The organism is Agrococcus sp. HG114 (assembly GCF_024723325.1).
Lineage (GTDB): Bacteria > Actinomycetota > Actinomycetes > Actinomycetales > Microbacteriaceae > Agrococcus.
Map to the genome: position 1 here is coordinate 1 of NZ_JANQCH010000054.1, position 14,949 is coordinate 14,949.

General features: G+C 73.7%; 14 protein-coding genes and 1 pseudogene. 5 read left to right on the forward strand and 10 right to left on the reverse strand.

The genetic code is table 11. The annotated features are described in order from the left end of the window. Together NWP09_RS07100 and NWP09_RS07105 are read left to right on the forward strand one after the other, a co-directional pair. A pseudogene (locus NWP09_RS07100) lies at positions 1 to 685 on the forward strand (hypothetical protein); the annotation flags it as partial. A 16-nt stretch (positions 686 to 701) separates the two neighbouring features. After that, the gene (locus NWP09_RS07105) at positions 702 to 1,520 is read left to right on the forward strand and encodes a DNA-formamidopyrimidine glycosylase family protein (RefSeq protein ID WP_258274832.1); all 819 of its coding nucleotides are present in this window, start codon (positions 702 to 704) and stop codon (positions 1,518 to 1,520) included. A gap of 55 nt (positions 1,521 to 1,575) precedes the next feature. Here the strand turns inward: NWP09_RS07105 and NWP09_RS07110 are convergent, their stop codons facing one another. The 4 genes from NWP09_RS07110 to NWP09_RS07125 form a co-directional block, all read right to left on the reverse strand. After that, positions 1,576 to 2,217, reverse strand: coding sequence for an RNA methyltransferase (locus tag NWP09_RS07110; protein WP_258274833.1), 642 nt, complete (start codon positions 2,215 to 2,217; stop codon positions 1,576 to 1,578). A gap of 21 nt (positions 2,218 to 2,238) precedes the next feature. Continuing rightward, positions 2,239 to 3,222, reverse strand: coding sequence for a class C sortase (locus NWP09_RS07115; protein ID WP_258274834.1), 984 nt, complete (start codon positions 3,220 to 3,222; stop codon positions 2,239 to 2,241). A 64-nt stretch (positions 3,223 to 3,286) separates the two neighbouring features. Then, positions 3,287 to 4,732: a SpaH/EbpB family LPXTG-anchored major pilin gene (locus NWP09_RS07120; RefSeq protein ID WP_258274835.1), complete on the reverse strand. Its 1,446-nt coding sequence runs from the start codon at positions 4,730 to 4,732 to the stop codon at positions 3,287 to 3,289. A gap of 68 nt (positions 4,733 to 4,800) precedes the next feature. Beyond that, entirely contained in the window at positions 4,801 to 7,065 is a 2,265-nt protein-coding gene (locus NWP09_RS07125; RefSeq protein WP_258274836.1) for a hypothetical protein, read from the reverse strand. Positions 7,066 to 7,872: 807 nt separating this feature from the next. On the opposite strand from NWP09_RS07125, the gene NWP09_RS07130 reads away from it, so the two are divergent. Then, entirely contained in the window at positions 7,873 to 8,691 is an 819-nt protein-coding gene (locus NWP09_RS07130; protein ID WP_258274837.1) for an HAD-IIA family hydrolase, read from the forward strand. A 9-nt stretch (positions 8,692 to 8,700) separates the two neighbouring features. Here NWP09_RS07130 and NWP09_RS07135 read toward each other — a convergent pair whose 3' ends face one another. The 5 genes from NWP09_RS07135 to NWP09_RS07155 form a co-directional block, all read right to left on the reverse strand. Continuing rightward, positions 8,701 to 9,303 carry a hypothetical protein gene (locus NWP09_RS07135; protein ID WP_258274838.1) on the reverse strand — a complete coding sequence of 201 codons (603 nt, stop codon included), beginning with the start codon at positions 9,301 to 9,303 and terminating at the stop codon, positions 8,701 to 8,703. 9 nt (positions 9,304 to 9,312) lie between these two features. Then, a complete protein-coding gene (locus NWP09_RS07140; RefSeq protein WP_258274839.1) occupies positions 9,313 to 10,458 on the reverse strand; it encodes an NAD(P)/FAD-dependent oxidoreductase in 1,146 nt (381 codons plus the stop codon). Between the two features lie 127 nt (positions 10,459 to 10,585). Next, positions 10,586 to 11,512, reverse strand: coding sequence for an AEC family transporter (locus NWP09_RS07145; protein ID WP_258274840.1), 927 nt, complete (start codon positions 11,510 to 11,512; stop codon positions 10,586 to 10,588). Positions 11,513 to 11,728: 216 nt separating this feature from the next. Further along, a complete protein-coding gene (gene pyrE, locus NWP09_RS07150) occupies positions 11,729 to 12,289 on the reverse strand; it encodes an orotate phosphoribosyltransferase (RefSeq protein WP_258274845.1) in 561 nt (186 codons plus the stop codon). A gap of 83 nt (positions 12,290 to 12,372) precedes the next feature. Further along, positions 12,373 to 12,987: a maleylpyruvate isomerase N-terminal domain-containing protein gene (locus NWP09_RS07155; protein WP_258274841.1), complete on the reverse strand. Its 615-nt coding sequence runs from the start codon at positions 12,985 to 12,987 to the stop codon at positions 12,373 to 12,375. A 75-nt stretch (positions 12,988 to 13,062) separates the two neighbouring features. Between NWP09_RS07155 and NWP09_RS07160 the strand changes: the two genes are divergently transcribed. Both NWP09_RS07160 and NWP09_RS07165 read left to right on the forward strand, forming a co-directional pair. Further along, a complete protein-coding gene (locus NWP09_RS07160; RefSeq protein WP_258274842.1) occupies positions 13,063 to 13,875 on the forward strand; it encodes an exodeoxyribonuclease III in 813 nt (270 codons plus the stop codon). A gap of 37 nt (positions 13,876 to 13,912) precedes the next feature. Further along, positions 13,913 to 14,305, forward strand: coding sequence for a hypothetical protein (locus NWP09_RS07165; RefSeq protein WP_258274843.1), 393 nt, complete (start codon positions 13,913 to 13,915; stop codon positions 14,303 to 14,305). Between the two features lie 3 nt (positions 14,306 to 14,308). Here NWP09_RS07165 and NWP09_RS07170 read toward each other — a convergent pair whose 3' ends face one another. Continuing rightward, positions 14,309 to 14,755: a hypothetical protein gene (locus tag NWP09_RS07170; RefSeq protein WP_258274844.1), complete on the reverse strand. Its 447-nt coding sequence runs from the start codon at positions 14,753 to 14,755 to the stop codon at positions 14,309 to 14,311. Positions 14,756 to 14,949: the final 194 nt, after the last annotated feature.

Here is a 14,949-nt window from a genome sequence, read left to right on the forward strand (position 1 = left end):
GGCGCGGCCGATGCGCCCGGACGCGCTGCTGCCGACGCTCGGCGGGCGCTGGACGCTCGCGTCGAAGCCGGCCGGCTCGTCGACCGAGCGCGCGGCGCAGGTGGCGGATGCGCTGCTCGCGCGCTACGGGGTCGTCACGCGCGGGAGCGTGGTCGCCGAGGACGTGCCGGGCGGCTTCCACGGGGTGTACCAGGTGCTCAAGGCGTTCGAGGAGGCCGGCCACACCCGCCGCGGCTACTTCGTCGACGGGCTCGGCGCGGCGCAGTTCGCCGACGGCCCGGTCGTCGACGCGCTGCGCGCGCGGCAGTCGGGCGGGGTGAGCGAGGCGGTGGCGACCGTGCCCGCGGTCGACCCCGCGAACCCCTTCGGGGCGGCGCTGCCGTGGCCGGAGGCGCGCGGCGAGCACCGGCCCACCCGCCGCGTCGGGGCGCTCACGACGATCGCGTCGGGGCGCTGCGTGCTGCACCTCGAGCGCGGCGGCCGCTCGCTGCTGACCTTCAGCGACGACGAGGCGGTGCTCGTGCGCGCCCTCGAGAGCATGGCGGATGCGGTGGTGCGGCAGGGCGGGCGGCGCCGCGTGATCGAGACGGTCGACGGCCGCTCGTCGCTCGAGCCCGACGTCGCGGCGCTCCTCGAGCGGGCGGGGCTGCGCCGCACGCCGCGCGGGTTCCGGATCGGCCACTGATGCCTCGGAGGCGCTGATGCCCGAGGGCGACACGATCTACCGGGCAGCGGTGCGGCTCGGGCAGGCGATGGCGGGGCAGGTGCTCGAGCGCACCGACTTCCGCGTGCCCGCGCTCGCGACCGCCGATCTCTCGGGCGAGCGCATCGACGAGGTGCGCTCGGTCGGCAAGCACCTCCTCATGCGCGGCGAGCGGCACACCATCCACTCGCACGCCGGCATGGATGGGCTCTGGCACGTGCTCGAGCACGGCCGCCGCGCGCCCGTGCCGGCCCACACCATCCGCGTCGTGCTCACGACCGCCGACCACGACATCGTCGGCTCCGCCCTGCCGGTGCTCGAGCTGCTGCCTCGCGAGCGCGACTGGGATGCGGTCGCCCACCTGGGCCCCGACCTGCTCGCGCCCGAGTGGGGCGAGGCGGATGCGGCCGAGGCCGCCAGGCGGCTGCGCGCGACCGGGGTGCCGGTGGGCGTCGCGCTCCTCGACCAGACGGCGATCGCGGGGCTCGGCAACGTCTTCCGCGGCGAGCTGTGCTTCCTGCGCGGGGTGCACCCGGCGACGCCGATCGGCGAGGTCGACGTCGAGCCGATGGTCGCGCTCGCGCGCCGGCTCATGCTTGCGAACCGCGACCGCACCGAGCGCACGTTCACGGGCGACACGCGCCGCGGGCGGCGCACGTGGGTCTACGGCCGCGGCGGCCAGCCGTGCCTGCGGTGCGGCACCCGCATCCGCGACGCGATGCTCGGCATGGAGGACGGCATGCTGCGCCAGGTGCAGTGGTGCCCCCGCTGCCAGCCGGAGCCGCCAGCCCCGTACTCGCCCGCGCCGGCCGAGTAGCGCCGAAGGCGCGCATCGAGACCACCCGGTGCCGTCTCGATACGGGCCTGCGGCCCTACTCGACGGACGGAGGGTGCGCGGGCGCGTGCACCCGCACCCACTCGTGCATCACGATCGCGGCCGCCGCCGCCGCGTTGATCGAGCGGGTCGAGCCGAACTGGCGGATCTGCACGTGGCGCTCCGCGGCCGCCATCGCCGCCTCCGTGAGCCCCGGCCCCTCCTGCCCGAACAGCAGCACGCAGCGCTCGGGCAGCGGGGCCGCATCGACGGGCACGGAGCCCTCGGTGTTGTCGACGGCCACGACCACCAGGCCCGCGTCCCTCGCCCAGTCCGCGAACGCATCCGTCGTCTCGTGGTGCTCGATGCGCTGGTAGCGGTCGGTCACCATCGCGCCGCGGCGGTTCCACCGCCGCTTGCCGATGATGTGCACGGCGGATGCCGCGAACGCGTTCGCGGTGCGCACGATCGAGCCGATGTTGAGGTCGTGCTGCCAGTTCTCGATCGCCACGTGGAAGCCGTGGCGGCGGGTCTCGAGATCGGCGACGATCGCGTCGAGCCGCCAGTAGCGGTAGCGGTCGACGACGTTGCGGCGATCGCCCTCGGCGAGCAGCTCGGGGTCGTAGCGCTCGTCGGCCGGCCACTCCCCGGGCCACGGCTCGACGCCCACCTCGAGCCGGGGTTCGTCGTCGTGCGCCACGCCCTCCAGGCTAGGGCGCGCTCAGAGGAGCACGTACGGCCCGGTGCCCGACTGCTCGGGCCGCGCGGGCGCGGGCCCGACCCGTGTGGCGGATGCCCCGGCCCGGGCCGGGCGGGCACGCGCGCTCAGGCTGCGCCCGCCGGCCGCGACCGCCCAGCCGCAGGCGAGGGCGACCGCCCACCACGGGGGACCCGGGATCTCGGGCATCGTCGCCGCTGCTGCCGCCTCGGGCTCGGGGGCGGGGACGCGCTCCCCTGTGACGATGATGCGGTGGCTGTTGATGCCGAGCGGCGTGCACGTGACGAGGCTCACGAGGTCGCGACCCGCCTCGGGCATGAGCAGGTCGGTGTCGCCGGGCTCGATGACCCGCACGTCGCGCACCGCGTAGGCGAGCACCTCGCCGTACACCTCGATCTCGAAGGTGTCGCCGACCGCCAGCCGGTCGAGGTCGCTGAAGAGCACCGACTCCGGCAGGCCGCGGTGGCCGGTGAGCACGCTGTGCGTACCGGGACCGCCGACCGGGAGCGCGGAGCCGAGCAGGTGGCCGATCCCGCGGCGCAGGGTCGCCTCGTCGGTGCCGTGGTAGACGGGCAGGTCGACCGCGATGGCGGGGATGCGGATGCGCGCCATGACGTCGGCGGGCCCGAGGTCGAGCTGCTCCTCGTAGGCGGCGACGATCGCCTGCTGCTCGCTGAGCGGCGTGCGGCCGTACGGGTCGATGAGGGCGCCGCCCGCGAGGGTCGCGTTGTAGGCGCGAGCCGCGTCGAGCTCGTCGAGGCGGCCGACGGGGCCGAGCTCGGTCATCACCTCGGCGTACGCGTCGACGCGCTGCGACTGCTGGAGCTGCGAGAACCAGCCCGCGATCGTCGGGTAGAGCAGCGACGCGACGCCGGCCATGACCATGATCGCTGCGACGAGCGACGTGCGGCTCGCCGCTCGCCGCCGCGCATCGGGCCGGGCCGGAGGCGCGGGTCGCAGGGCTGGGGGTGCGACGACAGCCGTCACGGTGGCTCCTCGGATGGGACGAGCCCCGCGGCAGAGGTCCTCCGCCGCGGGGCTCGTGGGTGGATCAGGCCTCGGCTGCGGCCCGACGGCGGCGCGTGAGCACGAAGCCGAGGGCGCCGAGGATGAGGCCGGCGCCGCCGATCATGAACGCGGCCTGGCCGCTGCCACCGGTGATCGGGAGGGCGTAGGCGGGCACCTGCTCGTTCTCGACGCTCACCTCGATGCCGGCGGGTGCGCCCGGTGCGACCGAGAAGGCGTGCACCCGGTCGGCCTCGTCGGTCGGCAGGATGTAGCCGCTGGGCGCGGTGATCTCGACGAGCTGGTAGCCGAGCGCGGTCTGGCCGTCCGTGCGCAGGCCGGCGATCCGGATCATGCCGTCCTCGTCGCTCGTGTAGCGGATCGGCTGGTTCGCGGCGTCGAGCATCGGCGCGCCCGAGCCGTCGCGCAGCTCGAAGACCGCGCCCTCGAGGCCCCGGTCGGCGGCGTCGTGCTTGAAGAGCTCGACCGCGCCCCACGAGTCGCTGGCCGTGCTCGTCGGCACCGAGGTGCCGTTGATCACGACGGCACCCGTGTTCGCGATGGTGCCCGAGCCGATGCCGACGACGAGCGTGTCGAACGAGAGCGTCACCTCCGCGCCGGGGTTGGCGAGGAGCGCCGCGCGACCGTCGGCGGTGAAGGTCACCGTGAGCGTGCCGCCAGCACCTGCGGGCGCGGCGACCTCGTAGTCGTCGGTCGCGACGAGCGCGGTGCCGGCGACGCGCACCTCGACCGAGCCCTCGACGTAGTCGAGCTCGGCGGCGAGCGCGTCGGTGACGGCGTAGCTGTCGAGTGACGTGCCCTGCGACGGCACGGGCGCGGTCGAGCCGATCGTCCACTCGACCGCGGTGCCGAGCACCTGGTGGTCGGCGTCCGCGACGGTCTTCGTCGCGAGGGCGGTGGTGTTCTTCGGGTAGACGTGGACGTCGTAGAACCAGTCGCCGGTCTGCTCGTCGGCCTGCGGGAGGACGACGAGGAACGGCGCCGGCTGGATGACGACGTTGGGGCCCTCGACGCTGGGGGCCGGCACATCCTCCTGCACGAGGTACACGCCCACCGGCAGGTCGAGGAACTCGACGAGGCCGTCGTCGCCGGTCGTGCCGGTGATCGGGGTGCCGAACGTGTAGTCGGCGGCGTCGTCGACGACGGCGCGGCCGTCGAGGCCGGCGCCGAGCGCCGCCCACGTGCCGTTGTCGAGCACGTCGAGGCTCGTCACCTGCGTGACGGTGAAGTCGACACCGGGCACGGCGGCGCTCGTGATGACGCTCGCGTCGAGCGGGCGGCCCGTGCCGACGCTGCCGGCCCCGACCGGCTGCTCGAGCTTGTGGATGTGGATCGAGCCGCGCGCGTCGGCGTCGATGTTCGGGGCGGCGGAGGCGGGCAGGGCCCCGCCGAGCGCGGTGAGGGTCGCGAGCGCGACCGCTCCGAAGCCTGCGGCGACTCGCGCCGTCAGGCCCTTCTTCGTCGATGCCATGGCGGCACTTCCTTTCGATGGTGCAGTGGTTCGGAGGGACAGGGAGAGCTGGCGGGATGGGATGCGCGTCACGCGAGCCGCCTCGCCCGCCAGCCGCGGCGCATCCGCACCCCGGCTGCCGCAGTCGCGAGCGTCAGCAGCACGAGGCCGGCGGCGAGGTAGGCGTCGGCGCCGAGGCCGCCGGTGAGCGGCAGGGCGAGCGCCGGCGGCGCGGCGTTGACGAAGCGGTAGGTGGCTGTCTGGCCGGCTGCCGGTGCGAGGATCTCGCTCGCGACGTCGACCCAGCGGTCGCCGTCGAGGCGCTGCAGCTGCAGGTGCAGGTAGGCGTAGGTGCTCGACTCGGAGAGCGCGTAGGCGGCGCCGGGCCGCACCTCGACGGTGTTCGCGGTCGACGCGAGCTCGGCGCCGTGGACGGTCTCCGCTTCGAGCCCGAGTGACGCGTCGACCGGAGTCGCGGTGAGGTCGAAGTGCTCGGGCCGCAGGTTGCCGGCCATCGTCTCGTCGATGTGCTTGAGGAGCACGAGGTGCGCGGTCGCGTGCGTGATCGTGCACGTCACCTGTGAGCCGAGCGCGACGGTGATCGCGGCGTCGGTCACCGCGACGCTCTCGCCGCGATGGTCGAGGCAGCTCCACTGCCCCACCTCGTACTGCGCCGGACCTCCGGTCGCAGCGAGCGCGTAGACGCCGGGTGCCACGTCCCGCATGACGCCGGATTCGAAGGCGAGCGCCGCACCGCCGGTCGGCGTCGCGGAGAGGGCCCACGCGTCGACGGCGGCACCGCCGGTGACCTGGTTGACGAGCGAGAGCCGCGTCGGCTCCGGCCGGTTCACGAACGTGCACTCGACGAGCGAGCCCGGTGCGACGCCGTCGAGGACGGCACCCGCGGCGCTGAGCGGCACCGTGGACCGCGCGCCGGCGAGCGAGGTGACGGAGCAGGCGCCCTCGACGAAGGCGTAGCCCTGCCGCTGCTGCTCGCTGACGGCGATCCTCGCGAGCGACGACGTGCTGCCGTGGCTCACGGTCCACCGGGCGGTGCCGTCGGCGCCGGTCGACTGCACCGGAGGCTGCGTGGACGAGACCGTGCCGGACGACGCGCTGATGGCCGCGCTCATCCGCCAGTCGGCCGCCGGGGTACGACCGCCGTCTGCCGCCTCGACGAGCTTCGAGATGGTCACGGTCGTCACGGCACCCATGAGCGGCGCGTTCCGGAAGGTGCAGACGACGCTCGCGCCGGTCGCCGCTGGGACGGCGATGCTCGCGGAGGTGGCGTTCCCGGACGCGCCGGCGGCACCCGACACGGTGCACGCGTACCCGCTCGCGTAGTGGCCGAGCGCGCTCGTGGAGCCGGCTGCCATCGTCTCGGAGATGGTGTGGGTCGAGCCGGTGAGGACGGGGATCGGTCCGAGCTGCACGGCCTGGAGGCCTGTCTCGGCGCCGCTCGTCGCGGTCTGACGGGTCGCACCGCCGCCGACCGCCCTGAGCACGAACTGGTCGGAGGGGTAGATGCGAGCCACCACGTCCTTGCGGACGGTGAGGGTCGTCGGCGAGGTGCACCCGGCGAGGTCGGTCATGGCGGCGCCGGGGATGGGGTTGTTGCCGCCCTCCTGGCTCCAGGTCTGCGGGTTGTAGCCCCGCAGGTGCGTCGCGTTGCTGATGAACACGGCGCCCGAGTCGTCGAACGCGAGCCCGCTGCCGCCGGGCTGCCCCGTCGCGGCTCCCGGCGTCATCTGCGCCGACATCTCGCCGCCCCCCGCGAGCTCCTGGGCGGTGATCACGTAGCGATCGATGGCCTGCGTGCCGCGGATGATGTACAGGTTGCCTGCGCCGTCGAACGCCATGTCGCCGTTGAGCGCCGCGGTGTCCGTTCCGGCCTCCGCCCAGCCCACGGACGCGACGGCTCCGCTGCTCACGTCGACGCGGTACAGGTTGAACACCAGCCGCTTGTTCGCGGCAGCGTGGAAACCGCCGACGTAGTAGCCACCGTCGGTGGGATTGATCGCCCCGGCGACGAGCCGCTGGCTGCTGCCATCGAGGAAGCCCGAGGGCACGTTCGCCCAGTCGGCTGCGCCGGACTGGTAGACGAGGATGTTCGCGATGCCGTCGGCGCTCGTCTGGAACGCGTACGCCGCCGACGCGTTCGGCATGAGCGCGAGGCCATCGACACCCGTGCGCGTCGCGCTCGGGGGGATGATCGAGGTGACGGCGACGGAGTTGCCGCTCGGCACGATGTAGTTCAGCGAACCGTCGACCGAGACGGAGAACACGTCGCCCGGACGACACGTGAGCGCCGCCGCCATCGGCGCGATCGCGGCGGGCGCGAGCTGCTCGGCCACGACCCGTGGCTCGGACGGTGCTGCACCGTCGTCCTCGGGCTGCGGCGAGCCCTCGCTCTCGGGGGTGGGCACGGGATCGGTCGGCGCACCGAGCGGTGGCTCTGCGACCGGCTCGGCCGCGTCGCCCGAGCCCTCGGTGGGTGCAGGTGCCGGAGCGGGCTCCGTCGGCGCGGCCTCCGCGGGAGGCACGGGGTCGACCGACGGCTCCGGTCGAGGCTCGACGACCGGCTCGGTCGCGGGGGGTTCGGCCGGCGTCGGCTGCGGCGCAGGGGCCGCGGGCGCAGTCGGGCCGACGACGGGTCCGGTCTGCTGCTCAGGAGCTGCCGCAGCCAGGCTGACGGAGGCGGTCTCGTGCGCTGCGGGAGGAGCGGCGGCATCGTCCGCCGCCCAGCTGGCCGTGGGCGTGAGCATCGGTGCGCCGAGCATGGCGGCGGCAGCGATGACGGCGACGACGACGCGAGGCGAGCGGCGACGTGCTGGCGTGCGCGAGTGCATGGCTGACGACCTTCGTGACAGGACGAGCAGAGGCGGAGCGTCGCGAGCAGCGGATGCGCCGAGGTCGCGGGCCCCGGTTCTGGGGATGCCTCGCAACGTATTGAGCAGACCTCAGCCCACCGTCGCCCTTGCCTGAAGCCGTTCTGAGCGTCGGTCGAGGGAGGCTCAGGAGACGACGAGCCAGCCTCAGTTTCCGGCAAGGGTGCTTCGATCCTGCAGGAACGTGAAGCGAGCGGTGGGCGATGCCTTGCGCACGGCTCCCCGGCCCGCCCGGTTCATCCGCGCGAAACCTGGGCGGCGTAGCCTCGGGCCATGCGCACCAGGGGAGACATCGAGTGCTGGCTGACCGACATGGACGGCGTGCTCGTCAAGGAGGAGCACCCGCTGCCCGGTGCGCAGGCGCTGCTCGAGCAGTGGCAGGATCGCGGCGTCGAGTTCCTCGTGCTCACGAACAACTCGATCTTCACGCCCCGTGACCTCTCAGCGCGGCTGCGCGCATCCGGTCTCGTCGTCCCGGAGGAGCGGATCTGGACGAGCGCACTCGCGACCGCCGACTTCCTGCACGACCAGATGCCGGGCGGCTCGGCCTACGTGATCGGCGAGGCGGGGCTCATCACCGCGCTGCACGAGGCGGGCTTCACCATGACCGACGTCGATCCGGACTACGTCGTCGTCGGCGAGACCAGGTCGTACTCGTTCGAGGCGATCACGAAGGCGATCAGGCTGATCGCTGCCGGCGCTCGCTTCATCTCGACCAATCCGGATGCGACGGGGCCGAGCGAGGCCGGGATCCTGCCCGCGACCGGGGCGATCAACGCGCTCATCACGAAGGCGACGGGACGCGTGCCCTACATCGTCGGCAAGCCGAACCCGATGATGTTCCGATCGGCGCTCAACAAGATCGGGGCGCACTCGGAGGTCACGGGCATGATCGGCGATCGCATGGACACCGACATCGTCGCCGGGATGGAGGCGGGCCTCCACACCGTGCTCGTGATGACGGGGATCTCGGACCGATCGCTCGTCGAGACCTACCCGTTCCGCCCGGACGAGATGCTCGAGGGCGTGTTCGAGCTCGTCGACGAGCGCCCGGCCGAGTCGGAGCTCGACGAGCCGCGGGCCGACGTCTGAGCGCTCCGCTCAGCCCTCCGCGAGGAGGCGCAGCACGTGGGCGGCGAACGAGCCGCCGACCACCGCCGCCGCGAGCGCCGCGGGGGCGACGAGCTGGTCGACGCCGCGATGCGGGACCTCGCGCGCGTCGAGCCCGTCGAGCCGGATCCAGCCGAACAGCCCGGCGCGGCCGCGGCGGACGACGAGCGCGGCGAGTCCGAGCGCGGCGACTGCCGCGGCGGCCGAGACGAGCAGCCAGCCCCACGCGATGCTCGCTCCCTCGGCCGCCTGGAACGGCGCGAGCGCGAGGGCGCCCAGCATGACGGGCAGCACCCACCACGTCGTCGGCGGCCCGAAGCCGCGGGCGACGACGATGCCGAGCAGCGCGGCGACCGCGAGCACGACGACCCCCATGAGCAGGCCGCCCCAGCCGGCGACCTGGCAGGTCGTCGCGGAGTGGATGCCGCACGCACCGTCGTCGTCGTACGAGATGAGCAGTGCGCCGGCCTTCGCGGCGGCGGTCGCGCCGTAGCCCATCGCGACCCACGACGTGATGAGGCCGAGCCAGCCGGTGCCCGCCTGCCCCGCGACGATGCGCGGTGGCGGCTTCAGCAGGCGGTCGGCGAGGTCCACGCGACCACGCTACGCCGACGCGCGCATCGCGGAGCCCGCGAGCGCGCTGCGCTCCGGGCCCGCGAGCAGGCGGTCGAGCTCGGCCGCCGCGGCCCGGCCCGCGCGGTTGGCGCCGACGGTCGACTGGCTCGGGCCGAATCCGATCAGGTGCACCCGTGGGTCGGCCACGGCCCGGGTGCCGCGCACCTGCACGGCACCCTGCTCGTTCCGCAGCCCGAGGCCCTCGAGGTGCGCCAGATCGGCCTTGAACCCGGTCGCCCAGAGGATCGCGTCGACCGTCGTGAGGGTGCCGTCGGCCTCGCGCACGCCGTGCGGCTCGATCGCGGTGAACATCGGGCGCCGCTCGAGCGCGCCGCGGGCCTGGGCCGCGCGTGCGTAGGGCGTCCAGAGCAGCCCTGTGTACGACACGACGCTGCCGGTGGGCCTGCCCGCCTCCGCATCCGCCGTGACCTGCTCGATGACGTGCCGACCCGTCACCTCGGGCGTGAACTCGCCGTCGAGGAAGACGGGCTCACGCCGCGTGTACCAGCGCGTCTCGGCCGCCCGAGAGAGCTCCTCGAGCTGCTGCACCGCCGAGATGCCGCCGCCCACGACCGCGACGCGCCGGCCGGCGAACTCGCTCGCCGCGACGTAGTCGCGCGTGTGCAGCTGCCGACCCGCGAAGGTCTCCGCGCCGGGGTAGTGCGGGAGCACCGGGTTGTTCCACGTGCCCGTGGCGTTGATGACGGCTCGGGCGCGCCAGAGCCCCGCGTCGCTTTCGACGAGCAGCTCGCCGTGCGGGTCGTCGTCTGCGCGGTGCACGCCGGCCACCGCGGCGGGGCGGAGGATGGGCAGCTCCATCGCGCGCTCGAACGCGGCGAAGTAGCGCGGCACCGCGGTCCGGCTCGGCTCGTCGGGGTCGATCGGCGGCTGCGGGAAGCCGGGCAGGTCGAAGATGCCGTTGACGGTGGCCATGTGCAGCGACTCCCAGCGGTGCTGCCACGCACCGCCCGGAGCAGCGTCCGCGTCGAGCACGACGAACGTGCGCGGGCCGCCCGGTTCGTCGAGCGCGCTCGCAAAGCCGCGACGCTGCAGGTGGTAGCCCGCCGAGAGCCCGGCCTGCCCTGCGCCGATGACGACGATGGTCGCGCGCCGCTCACCAAGCTGCTCGACCATCCTCACCCCCGCTCCTTCAAGATCCAACGACACGGACAACCACCGGATCGCGCATCCGATTCCCCGCTCCCCGTAGCCCGGCCTGTGCGACGAGGTGGAGCTCGCGACCGCGAGCGGGCGATGGGGCCTAGGTCGGCGCGAGCAACCAGGCGATCAGCAGCATCACGGGCAGGGACAGCAGCGTCGTGACGAGCACGATGTCGCGCGTGATGACCGTCGCCCGGTCGTAGCGCAGCGCGTACTGATACATGTTCTGCGCGGTCGGCAGCGCAGCCATCACCGTGCATGCGTAGACGAGCTGCTCGTCGAGGCCGAAGGCGAACCGAGCGAGCGCGTACGCGATCGCCGGCATCGCGAGCGACTTCAGCAGCACGGCGAGCGCGACCTCCTTGCGCCCCGTGCCCGGCTGCAGCGGGCGGTCGCCGCCGAGGGAGACGCCGAACGCGAGCAGCATGAGCGGCACGGCCGCGCCGCCGAGGATCTCGAGCGGTGCGAGCACCGGCGCGGGCAGCTCGATCTCGAGCGCCGAGACCAGGGCGCCGAGCCCTGCCGCGATGAGCATGGGGTTCCGCAGGGGCTGCGTGAGGATGCGAGCGACGGACGCGCGGCCCGAGGTGAGGATGTCGAGCATCGCGAGCAGGGCGGGAGCGAGCACGAGCAGCTGGAGCAGCAGCATGGGCCCGACGAAGCCGGCGTCGCCGATCACGTAGATCGCGACCGGCAGGCCGATGTTGTTGACGTTCGAGTAGCCGGTCGCGGTCGCGGCGAGGGCGATGCGGCTCGGATCGCGGGTGAACCAGATGCGGGCCACGACCGCGTAGATGAGGGCGACGGAGAGGAACGCGAGGAGCGCGACGGCCAGGACGCTCGAGAACAGGAGGCCGACGTCGGCCTTCGAGAGCACGGTGAAGAGCAGCGCCGGGCTTGCGGCGAAGAAGCTCGTGCGATTGAGCACGAGCCGCCCCTCCTGGTCCACGATGCCGAAGCGCGCGAGGAGCCAGCCGACGAGGATGACGGAGCCGATGATGCCGAAGCCGATCAGCACTCCGCCCACGTGGCCGTCCCTTCATCCGCGGCTTATCAGACAGCCAAGTGTCGCACCGATCGCGGATCGCAGATGACGGATGGGACGGCCGTCGGCGCTGGCGTCGCGGCGGAGGCCAGAGATGGCCCCTGCTTCAGCTCCAGCGGAGACCGACGGCCGAGACGGCCGTCGGCGCTGGCGTCGCGGCGGAGGCCCGGAAGGGCCTCCGCTTCCAGCTCCAGCGCGCTACTGCGGTTGGAGCCCGAGGTCGTCGAGCGTGATCGCGGCTCGGTACTCGACCCCGGCCGCCTCGATGGCCGCCTGCGCCCCCGTCGCGCGGTCGACGATCACCGCGACCGCGACCGGCTCGGCGCCGACCTTGCGCAGCGCCTCGATCGCCTTGAGCGGGCTGCCGCCCGTCGTGGAGGTGTCCTCGAGCACGACGACGCGCTTGCCCGCGAGCTCCGGTCCCTCGATCTGGCGGCCGCGGCCGTGGTCCTTCGGCTCCTTGCGCACGACGAACGCATCCACCTCGAGCCCGCGGGCGAGGCCGCGATGCAGCACCGCGTTCGCGAGCGGGTCGGCGCCCATCGTGAGCCCGCCGACCGCGGCGACGTCGGGGATGTCGGCGATGAGGTCGAGCAGCACGTCGCCGATGAGCGGGGCCGCGCGGTGGTCGAGCGAGAGCTTCCGCAGGTCGATGTAGTAGCTCGCGCGCTTGCCGCTCGTGAGCACGAAGTCGCCGTGGAAGACGGCCTCGTCGCGGATGAGCTGGATGAGTCGTTCGCGCGAGTTCACCCGACCAATCTACGACCCAGCCCGCATCTCAACCGGTTCTGTGGTCGGCCGACGCGATTATCGCGTCCGCCGACCACTGAACCGGTTGAGGATCAGGAGGCGTCGGTCGGGACGGGGACGCTGTCGGCGCGCGGCAGGCAGCCGGTGCGCGGGTCGCGGCCGCTCCACGCGACGAAGCGCTCGGAGCGCGTGGCGCCCGCGGGGGGCTCGACGGCCGGCATGAAGATGCCGGGGCTGCGCACGGCCTCCTCGCTCGCGTGCTCGCGGAACTCCTCCATCCACTCGAGCAGGTCGCTCGGGAACTCGAGGTTGCCGGCGAGCCCCACCCGCGCGGCCGCCCACCGGATGTCCCACGCGTGCAGCGCGAGGTCGAGCGTCGCCATGGGCAGCTGCGCGAAGTCGTCCTCGGCGGCGTCGAGCGCGGCGGAGCGCAGCCGCGCCGCGAGCTCCTCCCAGCGGTCGATCGCCTCGAAGTCGCCGCCCGGCGCCATGAGGTCGCGGTGCTGCCGCGGCTGCCCCTCGGGCTCCTCGCCGCCGAGCAGTGCCCTCCCGCCCTGCTCGGCCTGCACGCCCACGACGTGGCGGATGACGTCGGCGATCGACCAGTCGGTGCACGCCGATGGGAGCCCGAGCCGGTCGGCGCCGGCTCGCGCCTCGGCGGAGAAGAGGTCCAGCGCCTGCAGGTAGCGTTCGCGCGCGGTGCCCATGCCTCCAGTCTGCACCAGCGACGGGCCGGGCCCGATGCCCTGCCCCATCCGCCCGCCCCATCTAGGCTCGGGGGCATGCGCATCGCCACCTGGAACGTGAACTCCGTGCGCGCCCGCACGGCCCGCATCGTCGACTGGCTCGAGCGCAGCGACGTCGACGTGCTCGCGATGCAGGAGATCAAGTGCAAGACCGAGCAGTTCCCGTACGCCGCGTTCGAGGCCGCGGGCTACGAGGTGCAGGCGCACGGGCACAGCCAGTGGAACGGGGTGGCGATCGCCTCCCGGCTGCCGATGACGGATGTCGAGCGCGACTTCCCCGGCCAGCCCGGCTACGCGAACACGGGCGACCCGGTGATCGAGGCGCGCGCGATGGCGGCGACGGTCGAGGGCGTGCGGCTGTGGAGCCTCTACGTGCCCAACGGCCGTGAGCTCACGCACGCGCACTACGGCTACAAGCTCGAGTGGCTGCGCGTGCTCACCGGTCTGCTCGACGAGTGGCGCGGGCAGCCGCTCGCGCTCATGGGCGACTTCAACATCGCCCCGCTCGACACCGATGTGTGGGACATCCGCGTCTTCGACGGCGCCACGCACGTGTCGCAGCCCGAGCGCGACGCGTTCGGCGCGCTGCTCGAGGCGGGCCTCGTCGACGTCGTGCGCGACCGCGCGCCCGGCTTCACCTACTGGGACTACAAGGCCGGGCGGTGGAACAAGAACGAGGGCATGCGCATCGACTTCGTGCTCGGCAGCCCCGAGCTCGCCGAGCTCGTCGCGCGCGCCGAGATCCACCGCGACGAGCGCTCCGGCGACGCGCCGAGCGACCACGTTCCCGTGGTCGTCGATCTCGACCTCGAGACCGAGCTCGACGATGACCGGCCGATGATCTTCTGATGGCGGATGCGGTGGCACGGCCGAGCGGGAGGCGCGCGTGAGCGGCGTCGACCCCGAGCACCGCGACGGCGCCGAGCGTCGTCAGGATCCCGACGACTGGGACGACGAGGAGCTCGAGCCGCAGCGCGAGTGGACGCCGGCCGACCGCTGGCGGCTCGCCGCGTGGGTGCTCGTGTTCGCGAACGTGCTCGGCGTGCTCCTGCTCGCGCCAGTCGGCGACGGCGCGCTCGTGCAGGCCGCGGAGTCGTCCGGCGCGGACGCCGGTGGACCGCGCCTCATCTTCTGGGTGACGCTGCTCACGAGCACGCTCGTGGGCAACGGGATCGGCGCCGCGGGTGCGGCGACGAAGCAGCGGTGGGCGGTCGCGGGCCCGATCGCCGCCGCGGCCGGCTGCTGGATCGGCTTCCTCGTGGCGAGCGCGCAGCTCTGAGGCCTACTCAGGCTCGGGCACGCCCTCCTCGGGGTGCCGGGCGGCGCGGCTGATCGCATTCGACATGATCGCGACCGCGAGGGCGACGCCCGCCAGCATCCACGACGAGACGAGCATGCCGAAGCCGACGCCCGGCAGGTGCACGGGCGAGATGCGCAGCACGAGCGCGGCGATGAACGCGAGCATGCTCACGACTCCGGCCGCGCCCGCGAGCCAGAAGTTCGAGGCGCGCCGCCAGGCTGCCGCGCGGCACACCACGAGTGCCACCCAGAGGAGCGACGGCAGCAGGGTCACGACCGCCCAGTAGACGGGCACGGGGCCCACGCGCTCGGCCGTGTACCCGTTCGCCGCGACGACGGCGGCAGTGGCGGCGGCGTGGAGCACGACGACCACGGCGACCTGGCCGCACACGATCGCGACCGGCCGGCCGCGCGTGCGGCGAGCGTCCAAGAGCGCGCTCCTCCCGTCCCGGGCGAGCGTACCCCACAGATGACGGATGCGTGCTCCCGCCGCAAAGTTCCGCGCGTCCGGCGGTCAGGCGGCGGCGCGGCGCCGCCGCGGCACGACGGAGGTGAGGACCGCGACGAGCGCCGCGCAGGGCACGAGCTGCCACGCCGCGAGCAGCGCGCTGACCGCGGGCGGGC

Coding starts and splice junctions, on each gene's coding strand:
- NWP09_RS07105 (WP_258274832.1), top strand. CDS start 702: ATGCCCGAGGGCGACACGATCTACCGGGCAGCGGTGCGGCTCGGGCAG.
- NWP09_RS07120 (WP_258274835.1), bottom strand. CDS start 4,732: ATGGCATCGACGAAGAAGGGCCTGACGGCGCGAGTCGCCGCAGGCTTC.
- NWP09_RS07130 (WP_258274837.1), top strand. CDS start 7,873: ATGCGCACCAGGGGAGACATCGAGTGCTGGCTGACCGACATGGACGGC.
- NWP09_RS07140 (WP_258274839.1), bottom strand. CDS start 10,458: ATGGTCGAGCAGCTTGGTGAGCGGCGCGCGACCATCGTCGTCATCGGC.
- NWP09_RS07155 (WP_258274841.1), bottom strand. CDS start 12,987: ATGGGCACCGCGCGCGAACGCTACCTGCAGGCGCTGGACCTCTTCTCC.
- NWP09_RS07160 (WP_258274842.1), top strand. CDS start 13,063: ATGCGCATCGCCACCTGGAACGTGAACTCCGTGCGCGCCCGCACGGCC.